Origin of the sequence: Streptomyces toxytricini (assembly GCF_014649915.1) — a bacterium.
In the GTDB taxonomy this organism is placed as follows: Bacteria; Actinomycetota; Actinomycetes; order Streptomycetales; family Streptomycetaceae; genus Streptomyces; species Streptomyces toxytricini.
Genome location: NZ_BMTY01000001.1, coordinates 249,661 through 265,657 on the forward strand (window position 1 = coordinate 249,661; position 15,997 = coordinate 265,657).

13 protein-coding genes are annotated in these 15,997 nt (G+C 69.8%); 3 read left to right on the forward strand and 10 right to left on the reverse strand.

Features of this window, described 5'->3' with window-relative positions; translation table 11 throughout:
• Position 1: 1 nt before the first annotated feature.
• From IE170_RS01030 to IE170_RS01050, 5 genes are all read right to left on the reverse strand, one after another.
• Complete coding sequence (locus tag IE170_RS01030; RefSeq protein WP_223855783.1) at positions 2-997, reverse strand: IS5 family transposase; 996 nt, start codon at positions 995-997, stop codon at positions 2-4.
• Positions 998-1,132: 135 nt separating this feature from the next.
• Positions 1,133-2,509 (reverse strand): SCO6881 family protein, encoded by a 1,377-nt coding sequence (locus tag IE170_RS01035; RefSeq protein ID WP_189807370.1) that lies wholly within the window; start codon positions 2,507-2,509, stop codon positions 1,133-1,135.
• Between the two features lie 27 nt (positions 2,510-2,536).
• Positions 2,537-3,226, reverse strand: coding sequence for a hypothetical protein (locus IE170_RS01040; protein ID WP_189807371.1), 690 nt, complete (start codon positions 3,224-3,226; stop codon positions 2,537-2,539).
• Positions 3,226-3,534: a DUF6112 family protein gene (locus IE170_RS01045; RefSeq protein WP_189807372.1), complete on the reverse strand. Its 309-nt coding sequence runs from the start codon at positions 3,532-3,534 to the stop codon at positions 3,226-3,228. The genes IE170_RS01040 and IE170_RS01045 overlap by 1 nt, the downstream gene beginning before the upstream one ends.
• Before the next feature lie 78 nt (positions 3,535-3,612).
• Positions 3,613-4,752: a C40 family peptidase gene (locus IE170_RS01050; RefSeq protein ID WP_189807373.1), complete on the reverse strand. Its 1,140-nt coding sequence runs from the start codon at positions 4,750-4,752 to the stop codon at positions 3,613-3,615.
• Between the two features lie 581 nt (positions 4,753-5,333).
• Between IE170_RS01050 and IE170_RS01055 the strand changes: the two genes are divergently transcribed.
• Complete coding sequence (locus tag IE170_RS01055) at positions 5,334-6,080, forward strand: DNA-methyltransferase (protein WP_189807374.1); 747 nt, start codon at positions 5,334-5,336, stop codon at positions 6,078-6,080.
• A gap of 95 nt (positions 6,081-6,175) precedes the next feature.
• Here IE170_RS01055 and IE170_RS01060 read toward each other — a convergent pair whose 3' ends face one another.
• From IE170_RS01060 to IE170_RS01075, 4 genes are all read right to left on the reverse strand, one after another.
• The gene (locus tag IE170_RS01060) at positions 6,176-7,108 is read right to left on the reverse strand and encodes a DUF5655 domain-containing protein (protein ID WP_189807375.1); all 933 of its coding nucleotides are present in this window, start codon (positions 7,106-7,108) and stop codon (positions 6,176-6,178) included.
• 211 nt (positions 7,109-7,319) lie between these two features.
• A complete protein-coding gene (locus tag IE170_RS01065) occupies positions 7,320-8,897 on the reverse strand; it encodes a UvrD-helicase domain-containing protein (protein ID WP_308428345.1) in 1,578 nt (525 codons plus the stop codon).
• The gene (locus IE170_RS01070; protein ID WP_223855858.1) at positions 8,803-10,989 is read right to left on the reverse strand and encodes an ATP-dependent nuclease; all 2,187 of its coding nucleotides are present in this window, start codon (positions 10,987-10,989) and stop codon (positions 8,803-8,805) included. The genes IE170_RS01065 and IE170_RS01070 overlap by 95 nt, the downstream gene beginning before the upstream one ends.
• Positions 10,990-11,147: 158 nt before the next feature.
• The gene (locus IE170_RS01075; protein WP_189807378.1) at positions 11,148-11,381 is read right to left on the reverse strand and encodes a helix-turn-helix domain-containing protein; all 234 of its coding nucleotides are present in this window, start codon (positions 11,379-11,381) and stop codon (positions 11,148-11,150) included.
• A gap of 503 nt (positions 11,382-11,884) precedes the next feature.
• Here IE170_RS01075 and panD point away from each other — a divergent pair.
• Entirely contained in the window at positions 11,885-12,310 is a 426-nt protein-coding gene (panD, locus tag IE170_RS01080) for an aspartate 1-decarboxylase (protein WP_189807379.1), read from the forward strand.
• A gap of 398 nt (positions 12,311-12,708) precedes the next feature.
• Here the strand turns inward: panD and gnd are convergent, their stop codons facing one another.
• Positions 12,709-14,148: an NADP-dependent phosphogluconate dehydrogenase gene (gene gnd, locus IE170_RS01085; RefSeq protein ID WP_189807380.1), complete on the reverse strand. Its 1,440-nt coding sequence runs from the start codon at positions 14,146-14,148 to the stop codon at positions 12,709-12,711.
• Between the two features lie 187 nt (positions 14,149-14,335).
• On the opposite strand from gnd, the gene IE170_RS01090 reads away from it, so the two are divergent.
• Complete coding sequence (locus IE170_RS01090) at positions 14,336-15,649, forward strand: transglycosylase family protein (RefSeq protein ID WP_189807381.1); 1,314 nt, start codon at positions 14,336-14,338, stop codon at positions 15,647-15,649.
• Positions 15,650-15,997 lie beyond the last annotated feature (348 nt).

Sequence of the window (15,997 nt, forward strand, 5' to 3'; positions counted from 1 at the left end):
GTTACGGGCGACGGACGGGCCGCGTATGCCATCGGAAGATCACCCACGCTTCGCGGATCAGGCGCCGGATTATGATGACTGCGCTGGCGAGTGCTACCCATGCGGCCTGCACCACCGAGCTGCGGTCAGTCACGATCGCCAGTGACTTGAACCCCCGCGTGTGCCAGGAGTTCGTCCGTTCGACAACCCACCGGCGGGTGTGGTTAATGGGCACGAACGCACCCTTGGGAGCGATCCGCCACCCGCAGCCCAGCTCGGTCAACAGGTCGCGGGTCACGCGCGAGTCGTAGCCGGAGTCCAGGTGCACGGTAATCCTGTCGGGCAGATAGAACCCAAAGCGTCCCAAGGTCTCCAGGGTGGGCCGCAGCAGCGGCGAATCATGCCGGTTGGCGCTGGCGAGCACGCACCCGATCGGGAGCCCGGTGCCTTCGACCAGCAAGGACCTCTTGGTCCCCGACTTTCCGCGGTCCACGGGCGAGGGACCGGTGTTCTCGCCACCGCTGGGGGCTTTCACGATGCACCCGTCCGCGGCGAGGTCTTCCAGGTCCAGGCCGATGGCCTGGTCATAGGCGTCGAGCGCGGCCTGGTGCAGGGAGGTGAAGACCCCGGCGGCAATCCACTCGTCCCGGCGGGACCGCAGAGTGGTCGCGGAGACCCGGTGGTCGGCGTGCTGTTGGTAGGTGCCGCCCAGTACGAGCCGGGCCAGGAGCTTGTCGAAGACGATCCTGTCTGGGACCCGGGGTCGATGGCACCCCAGCGGGTGGGTGATCTGCCGGCGCGGGAGCAGTTCGCCGTGATCCTCGCCCGCGGCGTGGTCGGGGCCCTCGCGCTCATCCCCCTGTGGGCCGTCATCGCCCTGTTCGTCTAGAAGGAGAAGGCCGGTGAGTCCGGCGGCGAGGAGCTGCGGGGCGGTCAGGCCGAGCAGGATGCCGCGCCTGCTGCGGTGGGGGAACTTCACGGTGGCCGAGGGGACTTCGGCCTGGTGCTTACCGGACATGAGGGTTCCAGACGGTGGAGGTGAACGAGAGACGGGGCGGACGGCACTCTTCTGGAGGACACGGCGGGGCTCCTTCGACGGTCGAGTCGGGAGGGGGCGGGCTGCGGAGGGGCAGCCCGCCCCCGATGGGGAGGGTCAGGAACCCTCAGGCGGCTGGGTGGGGAACGCCCAGGGCGCCGGCGAGCTGGTGGCTGCCGCCGAGGGCCCGGCGGGCGGCGTGGTGCCGATGTGGCTCACGTCGCTGCCCGGAGCCGACGTGCTGGTGGGACGACCGGAGCTGCCGCTGACGACCTGAGCACCCGGCTGGGAACCTTCCGCTTCCTCTGCGCCGGGCCGGGTGATGAGCGGCGGGATGCCGGGGCGCTGGATCAGGGCCCGGCCCTTGTCGCCGGGCGCGTTCGGGTCCTCGCCGTAGCGGAAGCGGGTCTGCGGCCTGGGCGGGCCGGCGTCGATGCCCTCCTTGCTGAGGTTGCCGCCGGCAGGATTGATGCCGGAGGCGACACCGTCGGCACCCGCTCCGGGAACCTGGCTCGGTCCCTGGGGAGCGGGGGTTCCGGTCCCGACCCGCATCGCCAGGCTGCCGGCGGTCTTCGCCGCGCCGGCGGCGACGGCCATGCCCGCGACGCCGGTGCGGTGCAGGTCGTCATGGCCGCCGCCGTCGCTCGCCCAGTGGACGAACTTGTACGTCGCGTACGGGCAGAGCAGCACCAGGACCATGACGACGATGCCAGCCATCGCGTCCGACAGGGCCGACAGGCCATCGTTGGCGTCGCTCTTACCCATGGCGGAGACGCCGATCAGGAAGACGATGGTCATCAGGAGTTTCGAGACGATCAGGGTGGCGGTGGCCTCGATCCAGCCCCGGCGCCAGCGCTTGGCGACTTCCCAGCCGCCGCCCGCGCCGGCGAACACAGCGAGGGCGACCATGATCAGGACGCCGACCTTCCGGGCGACCATGACACCCCAGTACAGGAAGGCGCCGATCGCGCACCCGAAGGCGACCAGGGCGGGAACTCCCCAACCCAGGCCGTACATCGCACCGAGCTGGTTGATCTTCACGACGCGGCGGATCGCGTCGTCGACCGAGGTGTTGGCGGCTTGGAACAGTCCGTCGGACAGGGCGTCGACCACGGTGATGGCGACGGTGGTGAAGGCGATGGCGGAGAAGCTGAACAGGACGCCGGTCATGGTGCCGATCGCGGCCTGGGCCAGGGCCCGCTCGTCGCGCCGCCAGGCCGCGAACATGAGCTGAATGCAGAAGATGCCGACGGTCAGCGCGAGCCCGATGGGCAGCAGAAGCTGGTAGTTGTCCCGGAACCAGCCGGCGTTGAGGTCGATGGCGGTCGTCTCGTTGACGGCCTTGGCGGCGAGGTCCGCCGCGCTGGCCGCCAGCTCTCCTGCCGACTTCGCGATCCACGCGCCGATGCCGTCGGTGACGGCCCCGGCCGGGTTGGTGACGAAGTCGACGGCGGTGCACACCTTGTCCATCATCGGAAGGCCGCAGACGTCCATGGGGGTACCTCCTTTCGTGAACGGGACTCAGGGCGCGACGGACGGCATGACGCCGGCCAGGGTGCAGGGCTGGTTGGGGCGGCACTGGACCGCGAGGGTGGTGGAGCGGCTCTCCGCGCCGCCGGCGGGCGAGCCCTTCCAGGCGATCGTCTGCTTCCCCGAGACCGTGACCGCGTAGACGTACGCCTGGGTGATCGCGCCGGGGTCCTCCTGAAGGGCCCGGGTGAAGGCGTTCGGGAAGTGCCCCTCGTTCACGGTGGCCGTGGCGAACTGGCCGTTGGCGGCCATCTCCTTCCACAGCACCGCCGAGGGGATACCTCGGTCGACGGAGGCCGCGTCGGCGTACTTGACCTCCGGGGTCAGCCACGCGCGCAGAGTGCGCCGCAGTTCGGCCTGCGGGTACGCCCGGGTGTCGTACGACCACAGCGCCGCCGCGGCCGCCTTCCCGAAGGCGATCGGGTCGGTGGTCCTCGGCGGAACCGGCAGGGCGCGGGGGCGGGTGATCACCGTGGTCGGCCCGGACGGCGTGACGGCCGAGGAGGAAGTCGGCGGCGAACTCGGACGTGGGACAGGGGCCTTGGCGGGTTCCCTGCTGTCGCGGGTGAGGTAGGCGGCCAGGCCGGCGAGGGCGAGGAGCACTGCCAGGACGACGGTGCCGAGCAGCGCCCGGCGGCGCACGCGAGATGCGCCGCCGGGGTTGGAAGAGTGGGAAGACATCAGCGGACCTGCGTCCCCAGCGTGCTGAAGAACGCGACCACGCCGTTCGCGGCCCCGAGCAGGAGGGCTGCGCCGGCGCTCACCAGGACGCCCTTCTTGCCGTTGGCTTCGGCCTGGTGGCCACCGGAGTGGTGGCCCCAGGCCCACACTCCCGCGCTGACCGCGAGCGAACCGACCACGGCGATGAGCCCGAAGAGGTTGATGGAGCCCATCACCTGCTTGAGGACGTTCAGGCCCGGCAGCCCACCCTCGTTCGGCTTGATCCCGGGGTCGTAGGCGAGCTGTATGACCTGTTCGGCGAAATACATGGGAACTCCAGTTCGAATGAAGGCACGCCGAAGCCCGTGAAGGTGGAGCGGCGGTGCGAGAAAGGGGAGAGGTGCCGGTCAGACGACTCGGCGGACCGCGAGAATCCCGGACTTCCAGGCGGCGACGGTCGTGATGCGGACGACGTCGCCGGTGCGCGGAGCGTGCACGACCAGGCCCTGACCGATGGCCATGCCGACGTGCTCGGGTACGGCGGCCGTTCCCTCGGTGAAGATCAGGTCACCCGGCCGAAGGGCGTCGGCCGAGACCGGCTTGCCCTCCTTGACCTGCGTGTACGTCGTCCGCGTCAGGGTGATTCCGGCGGCCTTGTACGCCTGCTGCATCAGGGAGGAGCAGTCACACCAGCGCATCGCCTTGTCGCCGTGGGAGTCGGTGCAGGTCCCGCCCCACTGGTACGGCGTGCCGAGCTGGCCGAGCGCCCACCGGATCGCCGTCTGGACCTCCCGCGGAGCGGTCGCGGGGATGCTGTACTTCTCAGGCAGCGCGCCGGCCGGGATGGTGCCGAAGTCGGTGCCGTCCCCGTCGGCGGCACAGCCACCCGTGGCGCCAGGCGCAGGACCGTCCGGAACCGGCGACGGTGACGCACCACCGCCGCCGCCACCGGTTATCGGCAGCAGGGGCTCGATGGCCTTCTGCAAGGCCGTGGCCAGCGGCTCCCACTTGGCGTACGCCTCGGGGAAGCCCGACTTCTGCACCGCTTGGGCGGCCTGCGTGACGGACAGGGACTGCCAGCCCGAGACCTGCCGGAGTCCCTCGTAGAACTTGGTCGAGGCGTGCACCGGGTCGAGGATCTCGTTCGCCGTGCCCCAGCCCATCGACGGCCGCTGCTGGAACAGTCCAAGAGAGTCGCGGTCGCCCCAGGTCAGGTTCCGCAGGCCGCTCTCCTGCAGGGCGGTGGCGAGGGCCACGACCTGCCCGCGGGCCGGGATGTTCATCGCGACGCCGGTGGCCTGGATCGTCTTGACGAAGGGGATCTGCTCGGCCGGATTGTGCAGCCCCGGCACGGAGACCGAAGCCTTGCCGCCACCATCCGGGATGGCCTTCACCTGGCCGGCGACCGCCGCGGTGTCCACGGACTGCGTGCCGTCGGTCGGGCAGGAGGCCGACGCGGTTCCGGCGCCGAAGGCGAGGATCGGCACGACCAGCAGCATCGAGCCCGCCGCGAACAGGCCGACGACGCCCTTGGTGGTCTTCTTCATCGTCGCCGCCGTTCACCGAGGCGGCGGGGCCGGTCGGGTGACGGCGTCGGGTCGGGGCGCGGGGGTGTCAGGACATGCTGCATTGCAGCGGCTCCTCGGTGTTCGTAGGAGACGCGGTGCCGGCTTCTCGTGCAAAGCCGCCGGCACCGCGCCGATGTGCATCCGCCTCTCGGACGGGCCCGGGGCCAGAGGAGTCAGCAGCTCCCGGACGCCGGTCTCAGGTCACGCGCGGCAGCCAGCCGCGCTCGTAATCTCAGGCGGTACAAAAGGGCCTCCGGACGGCATCGGGAAACGCGCGGGCAACGTGCTTTCCTGCTGGCCCGATCGGACGAGACACCACGGATATGCACAGGTCAGCGAGGTGGAGCGAGGCTCCTTCCCGGCGACACGGCGAGACAGTAGACCGCGATTCCGGCCACACCAAACGACCTCCGGCCCCGGCCCCGAGCCATCGCCGCCTCGTTAGGTCCGGCCGGAATCCACGGCTAACCTCCGGCGCAACCCCGCCAGAGACGAGCGCCGTTGCGCGCTGTCCGGCATGGGTTCCACGACCCTCCGCGCCCCCGAAGAGAGGCCCTCCCATGAGCTACGCGCTGCACCGAGGCGACGCCCTGACCGTCCTGAAGGCCCTCCCGGACGAGAGCGTCAACGCCGTGATCACCGACCCTCCGTACAACTCCGGCGGCCGTACGAGCTCGGAACGCACCGGACGGACCGCGCGCGCCAAGTACGTCACCAGTAACTCGGTACACGACCTCGCCAACTTCCCCGGCGAGAACCGCGACCAGCGCTCCTACCGCTCCTGGCTGACCGAACTGCTCACCGAGGCGTACCGGGCCTCCACCGAGCACGCGGTCGCGATGGTCTTCACCGACTGGCGCCAGGAGCCGACCACGACCGACGCCCTGCAGATGGCGGGCTGGACCTGGAGCGGCACCCTCCCGTGGATCAAGCCCGCCAGCCGGCCCCGCAAGGGCGGGCCGAAGCAGGACTCCGAGTTCATCGTCTGGGGCGTCAAGGGATCCCTCGACAACACCCGCGACCTCTACCTCCCCGGGCACTACATCGCCTCCCAGCCCCGCAAGGGTCGGGTCCACATCACCCAGAAGCCCGTCGCGATCATGCAGCAGCTCGTCCAGGTCTGTCCCGAGGGCGGCACCGTCCTCGACCCGTTCACCGGCAGCGGCTCCACCGGCGTCGCCGCCCTCCGGGAAGGCCGGAACTTCGTCGGCGTCGAACTCTCCCCGCACTACGCAGACGTCGCCGAACAGCGCCTGCGTGCCGAGCTGGGACAGGACGACTTCACCCTCGCCGGACCGGAGAGCTGATCATGAGAAACGAGAAGCCGGGGCTGGCGGACCACAGACGCCGAAGGGCGGCTGGAACATCGAGAACCGATGCTCCAGCCGCCCTTCGGCTTGTCTCAGGCCGCCTCGAACGCCCGCCGGATTAACGGCGCCGCCTTCTCCAGGTCTCCCGCCGAGGCGACACGAATCTCCAGGTCCCCCGTTCCGAGATGCCCGATACCGCGCATGTCCCGGGTGAAGCCCTCCTCCAGCACGACCGTGTCCGGGTCGAGTCTGAGATAGACCAGGATCACCTCGTGCTTCGGACGGAACAGGACCGAGGCCACGTTCACCAGCCGCCGGTAGGCGATGTAGTGCTTGAGGAGCACCACCTCGACCTCGTCCCACGCCGTCACCGCCTCGTCCACCTCCGCGAACAGATCCCGAAGGCAATCCGGAACAAGACCGGCGCCCGCCGGCGCCGGAGCCGCCGGGGCCGCCGCAGCGTCGTCGGCCCCCGCGTCCCGAGCGCGGCTCCGCCGGGGAGCCGCGCTCGGCACGCCGGGAGAGGAGTCCACCAGCAGCAGGCTCAGCAGTCCGCCCTCGAAGACCCGGTAGCGCACCAGGTCGATCCGCTCGGGCACCCTCTGGACGGCCACGCGGTCGTGGTGCGAGAAACCGGCTGCGATGCAGACCATCCGCGGCCGCCGCCAGTCGACGGACTCGGCCGCCCCCGCGCCGAGCACCTTCCTGACGAGTGCCTCGAACTCGAGCTGTGCCGACTCCAACCACGCCATGTACGAGACCGCCTGCGACAGCACCCCGCTGTCGGAGCCCTTCTTGAACTCGATCACCACCGGGCTGCCGTTCTCATCCAGCCCGAGCGTGTCGATCCGCCCCCGATGCCACGGCCCGGTCGCATACTCCGACGCCAGGAACCGGATCCCGAGCATCTGCTCCAGCCCGGCCTCGACCCGCCGCTGCAGCTCCACCTCCAGCGCCACCGTCGACCCGGACAACTCCACATCCCGCCCGTCCGCGGCCTGCCGGAACAGCATTAGCTCGGCCATCAGCGCCCCTCCCATGAGCTTCGTACGAAGACCAATCGTCGGAGAACTCGCTGTATTCCACATGCAGGCACTGAGGCGGCAGGTTGTACAGCCGGGCCGTCTGCCACGTTGCCAGAAGAAGTGTTGTGCCCGGCGGGCCCTGCCGCCGGTCCGTGCGGCGCGCAGAGGCGAACACAGCTGGGCTGGAGGAGGCAACGGGGCTCAAGAGCTCTCACACTATGACGCTGAGGTCTCGTGCTCTGGTGAGTGCGACATAGAGTGCGCGGTGGGCCTCGTCGCCCGGGTCGAGGCCCTTGCGGAGCGCGGCCGCGTCGGACTCCTCTAGCCGCACTCCGACCCTGTCCCATTCCCTGCCCTTCGCCTGATGGCAGGTCAGGCCGAGTACTAAGCGCTCGTGCTGGACGTTCAGGCGTGTGCGCAGGTGGTTCAGAGCCTTGCGTGGTGTCCGTTTGTGCGCCTCAGACGGCTCGATAGGGGCCGTAGTGACCACAGTCCGCACCAGAGCGGTCCAGACCCCGGAGTGATCACTCTGGCTCGCCAGGCATATGAGTGCGTTCTGCAGGGCCGGGCGGAGCTTCTCGAACGTCTCGACTTCCTTGATGCCTAGGGTGGCCCAGGCATCCGGGAGAAACAAGGCCGGCAGGCCGAGGGTCGTCTGAGTGAGTTCGTTCAGGAGCAAGGTGCACACGGCCTTCTGGAACGGCCCCATATTCCACCGGGCAGTGGCTAGGGGGAGGACCTGAGGGGCGCAGTCCCACAGGGACCGCCACTTCCGCGCGAGCACGACATCGACGTCTTTCGCCGCTCCTGCGGGTAGGACTGTGGTCTCCCCGCGGCGCAGTCCGCGTGTCAGTGACGTCTGGCCCACACTGTCGCGCCATCGGAACGTGGTCCGGAGTTCGCCGCGTTCGAACTTCAGTAGTTCGAGGAGCCGATGCACGCTCTCCGGACGGGCGCCGCGAAAGGCGTAGAGGGCCTGCCAAGGGTCTCCCACCAAGGTGACGGCCAGCCCAGCGTCCGCCGCGACGCGGATAATCTCCACGTCCAGGTCGTTCGCGTCGTAGACCTCATCGACTAGCAGGGACCTGATCGCCGTGGCGAAGTAGGCCGTGACCCGGGCGCGGATGTTCTCGGCGTCGAGAGCGTCGCGCAGGACCTCACGCACGTTCTCGTGAGTGCACAGACCGTCGTTCACCGCTGCGGAGAAGTCCGCCGGTTTTATGTGGTAGCTAGCTTCATCCTCCTGCTGGTAGGCGGTGATGACACGGGTGCCCACGAGGCGGAGAACCGGTTTCGCTCTCGTGCGGATGGTGGGCAGGAGGGTCGGCCATGTGTCCAGCACCTCCAGCTCCTCGTGGCTGCCCGGCCACTGGATGACCCGAGACCGTAGGAGGTGAGTGAGCAGGTCGTTGAGGACGGTGTCGAGTGTGACGATGCGATGGGGCCAGGCTAGGGCTGAAGGGCCCCACTGTCGGGACACGCGGCTGCGTATTTCTTCAGTGGCCGAGCGGGTGAAGCTGACCGCCACGACCGCCCGGTGGTCGGTTGTGCGCGCGAAGCGGTGCAGGCCGAAGCGTTGGTGCGAGACAGTCGTCTTCCCTGAACCAGGGAACGCCTCTATATAGAGGAGGCGGTGAGGACTGGCGGCGAGAAGGAGCTGTTCCCGCGTGAGGATGGGGTTCTCAGCTCGGCGCCTACTCATCGGTATTCGCCATTCGATGTGCGGCTGTGGGCCAGGCGCCCCTGGGGGAGGGGCGCCGAGGCAGGAGTTCTTCCCAGGGCGGCACATCCGGCTCTGGTCGGCCGGGAAACGGTTCGTACCCGGCTGCTTCCGCCCAGTAGCTTTCCTCCTCCTCGTCATCGTCCAGCCAGTGGAAGTCCTCCACATCTGTGGCGTACTGCTCGTCCCGGCCCGATTCGCTCTCCACCACGAGCCAGTCCGGCTCGTTGAGCGGGCCAAGGCAGTCGTCCTCTGAGCCGGCATCACTTTCGTCGACCGGGGTGGGTGCATACAGGAACTCGAACAGCTGCCGCATGTGCTCGGGCACGACCGGAAGGACCCAAGCCTGCTCGGGGTCTGTTTCGTTGGCTTCCGCGAGGAGACCGGCGAAAGCCAACGCGAAGTCGCCCTTCTTACGCCTGCTGCTGCGAAACAGCTCATACACCGTCTGGGGCGTCACCTCTGCCAGGCTCAGACCGACCTCGTACAAGGCCTCCTCGACCAGGTACTCGTTACCTTCGGTGATGGACGGCTCCAAGGTCGGGTGACTGACGAAGGCATCTACGACCGATGGGTCATGCTCAGAGAGCCAACCCGGCTTTTTCCGCTCCTCGCTGTCGAACGGTAGGTCGCTGTCGACGAGGATCGCCAGCCTGGCGCACAGTTCGCGGCCGCGGGTCGCCAGAAGGTGCACCGGCCACTGTCCGACCTTCCAGCCCATGGGCACGATGCTGAGCGCGTCGATGAACGCGTGCTTGCGTGCGTCCGTGCCGGCCCAGGTCCTGCCAAACTCCCGCACGACAGCGGCGTCGGTGACGCCTTCGACCAGTAGGAGGCGTTCGGCGAACAGTGCAGCGGACCGGCTGGCGTCCAGATGCAGTCGTGTCTTCCGCAGCGTGACGTCCCGGTGCTCAGCCGGTACGACGTCGGCAACAGTGCGGCAGACCCTTCCTCGCGCCGTCCTCCGGACGACGACGAGCTCCTCCGGGGCACAGGACGTGATGATGTCTGTCGCATGGGTGGAGAGGACGACCTGTAGCTCCGGTCGCCTCTTGACGGTCCTGCGCAGGTAGCGGACCAGCGCCTGCTGCAACTGCGGATGGAGGTGGGCCTCGGGCTCTTCGATGACGACTGTCGCGTGGAACGGTTTCGTACCGAAGAAGGAGTCCTCCTCCGAGTCGGCGTCAGCCTGTGCCTGTTCGAGGTTCAGGGTTGCCTCCCGGATTTGCTCCTCTTCGGTGAGGGGCGGCTGATCCGAGGTGCCCGAAGGAGGCCAAAGCCCGGCCTGTGGGGGTTCGGTGGAGTCGGGTATCGCTGCCAGAGTCACGGCGATGTGCAGCAGGTTGACGTACCCCAGCCCGGACACTTCGAGGGGCCGGGCGAACTTCCGCCCTTCCATGACGGCGAGCATGACTTCCAGGACGCGGGCCAAGTAAGTGTCGTCGATGACTTGACCGCGTATGTAAGGCCATTGACGACTCACTCCTGCCGAAAGATCTGTGAGGTACCCGCCGATCCGCTTCTCGACGGCGTCGATGATGCTCTCCTTGGCCAGCTCCTCGAGCAACTGGGAGGCGCGCGCCCGAAGCCCCACCAGGTTCCGGGTGCCGTTCAGGCGTTGCTGCTCGGCGCGGAGCAGCTCGACCAGGATCCGTGCCTCGCGACGCGCCAGCTCGTCGAGCGGATGACGCCAGGCCGGCAGGTAGATCAGCTTGTACGGGTCCAGGTCCAAGGACCTGCCGTGCGCGCTCTCGATCTTCGTGGCGACGCTTCCGAGCCGACGGCTCAGCGTCACGCCCCAGTTCTGGGCGACGTGACCGAGGGGCCGGTGGTCGGCCTCGTGTAACTGGTGTCCGAGGCGTCCTTCCTCGGCGAGGCTGGCACCCAGCTTGTAGGCAACCTCGATACTGCGTGTGGACCTTTCGGGGGCGAGCGTGGCGGATCCATACCTCGGCAGGACCGGGAAACGGCTGGTGGGATGGGCCAGATAGAGGGCGTCGGTGAGTGTCGTCTTCCCGGCGCCGTTGGCTCCGAGCAGCACACTGAAACGACCGGGGAGATCACAGGTCATCTCCTCCTCTGCGCTTGCCCGGAAGCCAGTGACAGCAATACGACTCAGGTGCACCATGCCCCCCACGGACCAATCAGTACGGGTGGACATCGTCACTCATGCCACTGACAATCCTTGAAGGAGGCTGCCTGCTTGAGGGTATCTGTCGGATTGTTCCTGAATTCCCTTCGCTTTGTCAGGTGTTCGGCAGCCGTCGAACCAGGTGGTCTTGTGGAAGGCTTCGTGCGGTGGGGGCGTTGAAGGTCGATCTAGTGGATCTTCTGTTGCTCCAGCCACCTGAAGACCTCGGTCCTCTTGTATAGGACCTTGGCGTTCTTGCCTCGGCCGAGCTTGTACCCCTTCAAGCCCAGCTTCGACGCTTCCCTGTAGACCCAGCTCGTTGACATGCTCAGCATCACGGCGACCTCGGAAGTCTCCATGAGGATGGGCTCGACGGGTGGGCGCCGTCGAGGGTGGGGGGTGTCGAAAGGCTGCGGTTCCATGGTTGAGACGACTCCTTCGAGGCGGGGCTGGGCGCGATCATGGTGCCGAATTGCTCTGCGTTCTGGCGGGTTCCGGTGGTGGTTGCTGCCCGTCCTGCGGAACTGGCCAGAGTCGCCGATCCGGCTAGGCCATGGTCACGAGAAGGGCCGGTTTCGCTCAGCCGGAGATTGCTGCTAGACGGCTGCGCTGTTTGCGGCTCCGGCGGCGCCGAGTCCCGCGCTTCACGCGGATCGTGCGCCGCCATACCGCGAGAGTGACGGTGGTCACGAGGGCTCCTGCGGGTGCACTGCGTAGGCTTGTGAGGTCGTCGCGGTGGAGTCGGGGCATGCGTATGCAGCCCCTTGGCGTCGCCTGATGATGCGTCAGTAAAGTCAGCAAGTGGTCAGCATGAGTCCTGAAAAACCTGGGAACAGGTGCCCGAACTTGCGACTCGTTGTAAGGTGTGGAAACAGCCCTTGACCTGCAAAAAGCAGGCAGGGAGCCTATGTCCAGGAGTACCTCAATGCTTCGAACGATATTCAAGTCCAAGATCCACCGGGCCACCGTCACGCAAGCCGACCTGCACTATGTCGGGTCCGTGACCATCGACGCCGATCTGCTCGATGCCGCCGATCTGCTGCCCGGGGAGCTCGTGCACATCGTCGACATCACCAACGGTGCCCGGCTGGAGACGTATGTCATCGAGGGGGAGCGCGGGTCCGGGGTGATCGGGATCAACGGGGCCGCCGCGCATCTCGTGCACCCCGGCGATCTCGTCATTCTGATCAGCTACGCCCAGGTCGACGACGCCGAGGCGCGGGCGATGCGGCCGCGCGTCGTGCACGTCGATGCGGACAACCGGATCGTCGAGCTCGGGGCGGATGCCTCCGCGCCCGTTCCGGGCAGTGACCAGCAGCGGAGCCCCCACGCCGTGGCGGCCGCCGGCTGAGTCGGTCGGGGAGTCTCACACCCCCGTCATGCCGCCGGCCGTGTCCGGCAGGCGTGGGGCCGTGAATCGGGGGAAGGTGGGCCACATGCCGATCCCGATCCACGTACCTGCCGAGCAGACGCAGCCGCCCGTTCCGGAGCCCACTCCGGTGCCGCCGCCGCCCACGCCCGGGCCGGGGCCGGGACCGTTCCCGGATCCGGAGCCCGTGCCGCGGCCGGAGCCGCCGGAGCCCGCGCCGTTCCCCGAGCCGGACCCGGTGCCCCCGCCGCCCGGGCCGGCGCCGATCCCGCAGCCGCCGCCGCCGAGCTGACCGGGCGGGGGCGCCGCAGCCCCGCCGCCCAGCCGGCCGACGCCGAGCCGCGGCGGAGCCGTCCCGGCTCCGCCGCGGCCGTCGTGCGTCAGGCCGTGGTCTCCGTGCGGTCGCCGCTCCAGAGGGTGTGGAACGAGCCCTCGCGGTCCGTGCGCCGGTAGGTGTGGGCCCCGAAGAAGTCCCGCTGCCCCTGCGTCAGCGCCGCCGGGAGCCGCTCCGCGCGCAGCGCGTCGTAGTACGCGAGCGACGCCGCGAACGCCGGAACCGGGATGCCGCCCGCCACCGCGGCCGCCACCACCGCACGCCAGTCGTCCTGCGCCGCGCCGATCTCCTGCGCGAACCCGGCGTCGGCGAGCAGGCCGGGCAGGTCCGGCCGGGCGTCGTACGCGGCGCGGATCCGGTCGAGGAACGCCGCCCGGATGATGCAGCCGCCGCGCCACAGCGAGGCCACCGCCCCCAGGTCGATGCCCCAGCCGTACTCCTCGCTGCCCGCCCGGATCTGGTGGAAGCCCTGCGTGTACGAGACGATCTTCGAGGCGTACAGGGCCTGCTCGACCTTCGCGGCGAACGCGTCCGCAGCCCCGCCCTCCAACGGCTGCGCCGACGGGCCCGCGAGCCCCCGCGAGGCAGCCCGCAGCCCGGCGTGGCCCGAGACGGCGCGGGCGAAGACCGCCTCCGCGATGCCCGACACCGGAACGCCCAGGTCCATGGCGGTCTGCACCGTCCAGCGGCCGGTGCCCTTCTGCTCGGCGGCGTCGGCCACCACGTCCACGAACGGCTTGCCGGTGGCCGCGTCGACGTGCGCCAGCACCTCCGCGGTGATCTCGATCAGGTAGGAGTCGAGCCGGCCCCGGTTCCACTCCCGGAACGTCTCCGCGATCCGCGCGGGGGAGTAGCCGGCGACCTCGCGCAGCAGGTGGTACGCCTCCGCGATCAGCTGCATGTCGGCGTATTCGATGCCGTTGTGCACCATCTTCACGAAGTGGCCTGCGCCGTCCGGGCCCACGTGCGAGGTGCAGGGCGTGCCGTCGGCGGCCTTCGCCGCGATCCGCTCCAGCATCGGGCCGAGCGCGTCGTACGACTCCGGCGACCCGCCGGGCATGATGCTCGGGCCGAGCAGCGCGCCCTCCTCGCCGCCCGAGATCCCCACTCCGACGAAGTGGATTCCCCGCTCGCGCAGTTCGCGCTCGCGCCGCCGCGTGTCCTCGAAGTGCGCGTTGCCGCCGTCGATGACGACGTCGCCGGGCTCCAGCAGCGGGGCGAACTCGCGGATCACCGCGTCCGTCGGCTCGCCCGCCTTCACCATCACGATCAGGCGGCGCGGCCGCTCCAGCGCGTCCACGAACTCCTTCGCGGACTCGGCGGCGACGAAGTCCCCCTCGTGCCCGAACTCCTCGACCAAGGCACGGGTCTTGGCGGCGGTCCGGTTGTGCACGGCCACGGTGAAACCGTTGCGGGCGAAGTTCCGGGCGAGGTTGCTGCCCATCACCGCGAGCCCGGTGACACCGATCTGGGCGGTGCTGCTCATGCGTGCGCTCCTTGGTGCTTCGATGTGCGGGGATCACCGACGCTACCGCGGCGCGGCCCGCAGCGGACCGCCCGCCGCTCGGAACAATGTCAACTTGCCCTGCTGTGCGCCCTGTTGTGCCCCTTGTCACGGCCGTGACCAGACCGTTAGGTTGTGCGGTCACCAATGTCTTCGATGGGGGCTCCCAATGGGTGTACGGGGTCGGCACCGCCGGTACCAGCCGAGCAGCATCAACCGCGCCTCGCTCGCCGTCACGGCGGGCGGCGCCGGCATCGCGCTCCCGCTGATCGGCGCCGGGACCGTCCACGCCGCGTCCGCGGAGACGTGGAGCAAGGTCGCCGACTGCGAGTCCGGCAACGACTGGCGGATCAACACGGGCAACGGCTACTACGGCGGGCTCCAGTTCAGCCAGACGACGTGGCGCGCCTTCGGCGGCACGCAGTACGCGCCCCGCGCCGACAAGGCGACCCGGGAGCAGCAGATCGCCGTCGCGGAGAAGGTGCTGAAGGGGCAGGGCCCCCAGGCCTGGCCCACGTGCGGGAAGCAGGCGGGGCTCACCCGCGGCGGCCCCGCCCCGGACCTCTCGCCGCAGGGCGGGGCGAAGGCCACCGTCCAGGTCGTCAAGGTGCAGGCGCAGCCCGCCGGGAAGGCCGCGGCGGCGCCCGCCGCGCCCCGGCCGACCGGGACGTCGGTCCTGCCGAACCCGTACGTCGTGGCCCCCGGCGACTCGCTGTCGTCGATCGCGGTCCGCCAGCACGTCGAGGGCGGGTGGCAGGCCCTGTACGAGACCAACCGCACCACCGTCGGCGCCAACCCGGACCTGATCTTCCCCGGGCAGCGCCTCACCCTGCGCATCACCGCCGCCCCGCCCGCGCAGAACCCGGAGAAGCCGCCGCGCACCGCCGAACCGGTCAAGCCGGTCACGCCCGCGGCGCCGCCCGCCGGCGAGCAGGTCGCCGAGCCCGCCGAGAAGCCGGCGCAGAAGCCCGCCGAGAAGCAGGCGGCCAAGCCCGCCGGGAAGGCCGCGCCCAAGCCGGCCCCGGCGCAGCAGAAGCCCGCGGAGAAGCCCGCCCCGGCGCCGAAGCAGCAGACCGGCGGCGGCTACGTCGCCCCCGTCGACGCCTCGGTCGGCACCCGGTACAAGGCCAGCGGATCCTCCTGGTCCAGCGGCTACCACACGGGCGTCGACTTCCCCGTGGCGACCGGTACGTCCGTCAAGTCCGTCGGCCCCGGCCGCGTCGTCTCCGCCGGCTGGGCCGGCGCGTACGGCTACCAGGTGATCGTCCGGCACACCGACGGCCGGTACTCCCAGTACGCCCACCTCTCGGCCCTCGGCGTGAAGGCCGGACAGGACGTCTCCGCCGGCCAGCGGATCGGCCGTTCCGGATCGACCGGCAACAGCAGCGGCCCGCACCTCCACTTCGAGGTGCGGACCGGCCCCGGCTACGGCTCGGACATCGACCCGCTGAAGTACCTCCGCGCCCACGGGGTCGGCATCTGACGCGGGCGGGTGCGGCGGCCGTGAGCGCGACCAGGCCGGCCGCCGCGACCGCGGCGCCGGCCGACGCCCCGCCGTGCCCGCCGCCCCGTACGGAAGCCTCGCCGAACAGCGTCAGACCGACCGCGGCCGCCACCACCGGGTTGACGACGGTGAGCGCGGCCGGCGGCGCGGTCAGTCCCGCACCGCGGTACGCGGCCTGCGACAGCAGCATCCCGCCGCCCGCCAGGACCGCCACGGCCGCCGCGTCCGGCCGGCGGACGCGCGCGAAGCCCCGGACGACGCCCTCGGCGGGCGCCTTCGTGAATACCGACGCCATCCCGAACGCCGTGCCCGCCGCCGCAGCAAGCG

Excerpts from the sequence above, each read along its gene's own strand:
- IE170_RS01030 (WP_223855783.1), bottom strand. The coding sequence starts at position 997 with ATGTCCGGTAAGCACCAGGCCGAAGTCCCCTCGGCCACCGTGAAGTTC.
- IE170_RS01035 (WP_189807370.1), bottom strand. The coding sequence starts at position 2,509 with ATGGACGTCTGCGGCCTTCCGATGATGGACAAGGTGTGCACCGCCGTC.
- IE170_RS01040 (WP_189807371.1), bottom strand. The coding sequence starts at position 3,226 with ATGTCTTCCCACTCTTCCAACCCCGGCGGCGCATCTCGCGTGCGCCGC.
- IE170_RS01045 (WP_189807372.1), bottom strand. The coding sequence starts at position 3,534 with ATGTATTTCGCCGAACAGGTCATACAGCTCGCCTACGACCCCGGGATC.
- IE170_RS01050 (WP_189807373.1), bottom strand. The coding sequence starts at position 4,752 with ATGAAGAAGACCACCAAGGGCGTCGTCGGCCTGTTCGCGGCGGGCTCG.
- IE170_RS01055 (WP_189807374.1), top strand. The coding sequence starts at position 5,334 with ATGAGCTACGCGCTGCACCGAGGCGACGCCCTGACCGTCCTGAAGGCC.
- IE170_RS01060 (WP_189807375.1), bottom strand. The coding sequence starts at position 7,108 with ATGGCCGAGCTAATGCTGTTCCGGCAGGCCGCGGACGGGCGGGATGTG.
- IE170_RS01065 (WP_308428345.1), bottom strand. The coding sequence starts at position 8,897 with ATGTGCCGCCCTGGGAAGAACTCCTGCCTCGGCGCCCCTCCCCCAGGG.
- IE170_RS01070 (WP_223855858.1), bottom strand. The coding sequence starts at position 10,989 with ATGTCCACCCGTACTGATTGGTCCGTGGGGGGCATGGTGCACCTGAGT.
- IE170_RS01075 (WP_189807378.1), bottom strand. The coding sequence starts at position 11,381 with ATGGAACCGCAGCCTTTCGACACCCCCCACCCTCGACGGCGCCCACCC.
- panD (WP_189807379.1), top strand. The coding sequence starts at position 11,885 with ATGCTTCGAACGATATTCAAGTCCAAGATCCACCGGGCCACCGTCACG.
- gnd (WP_189807380.1), bottom strand. The coding sequence starts at position 14,148 with ATGAGCAGCACCGCCCAGATCGGTGTCACCGGGCTCGCGGTGATGGGC.
- IE170_RS01090 (WP_189807381.1), top strand. The coding sequence starts at position 14,336 with ATGGGTGTACGGGGTCGGCACCGCCGGTACCAGCCGAGCAGCATCAAC.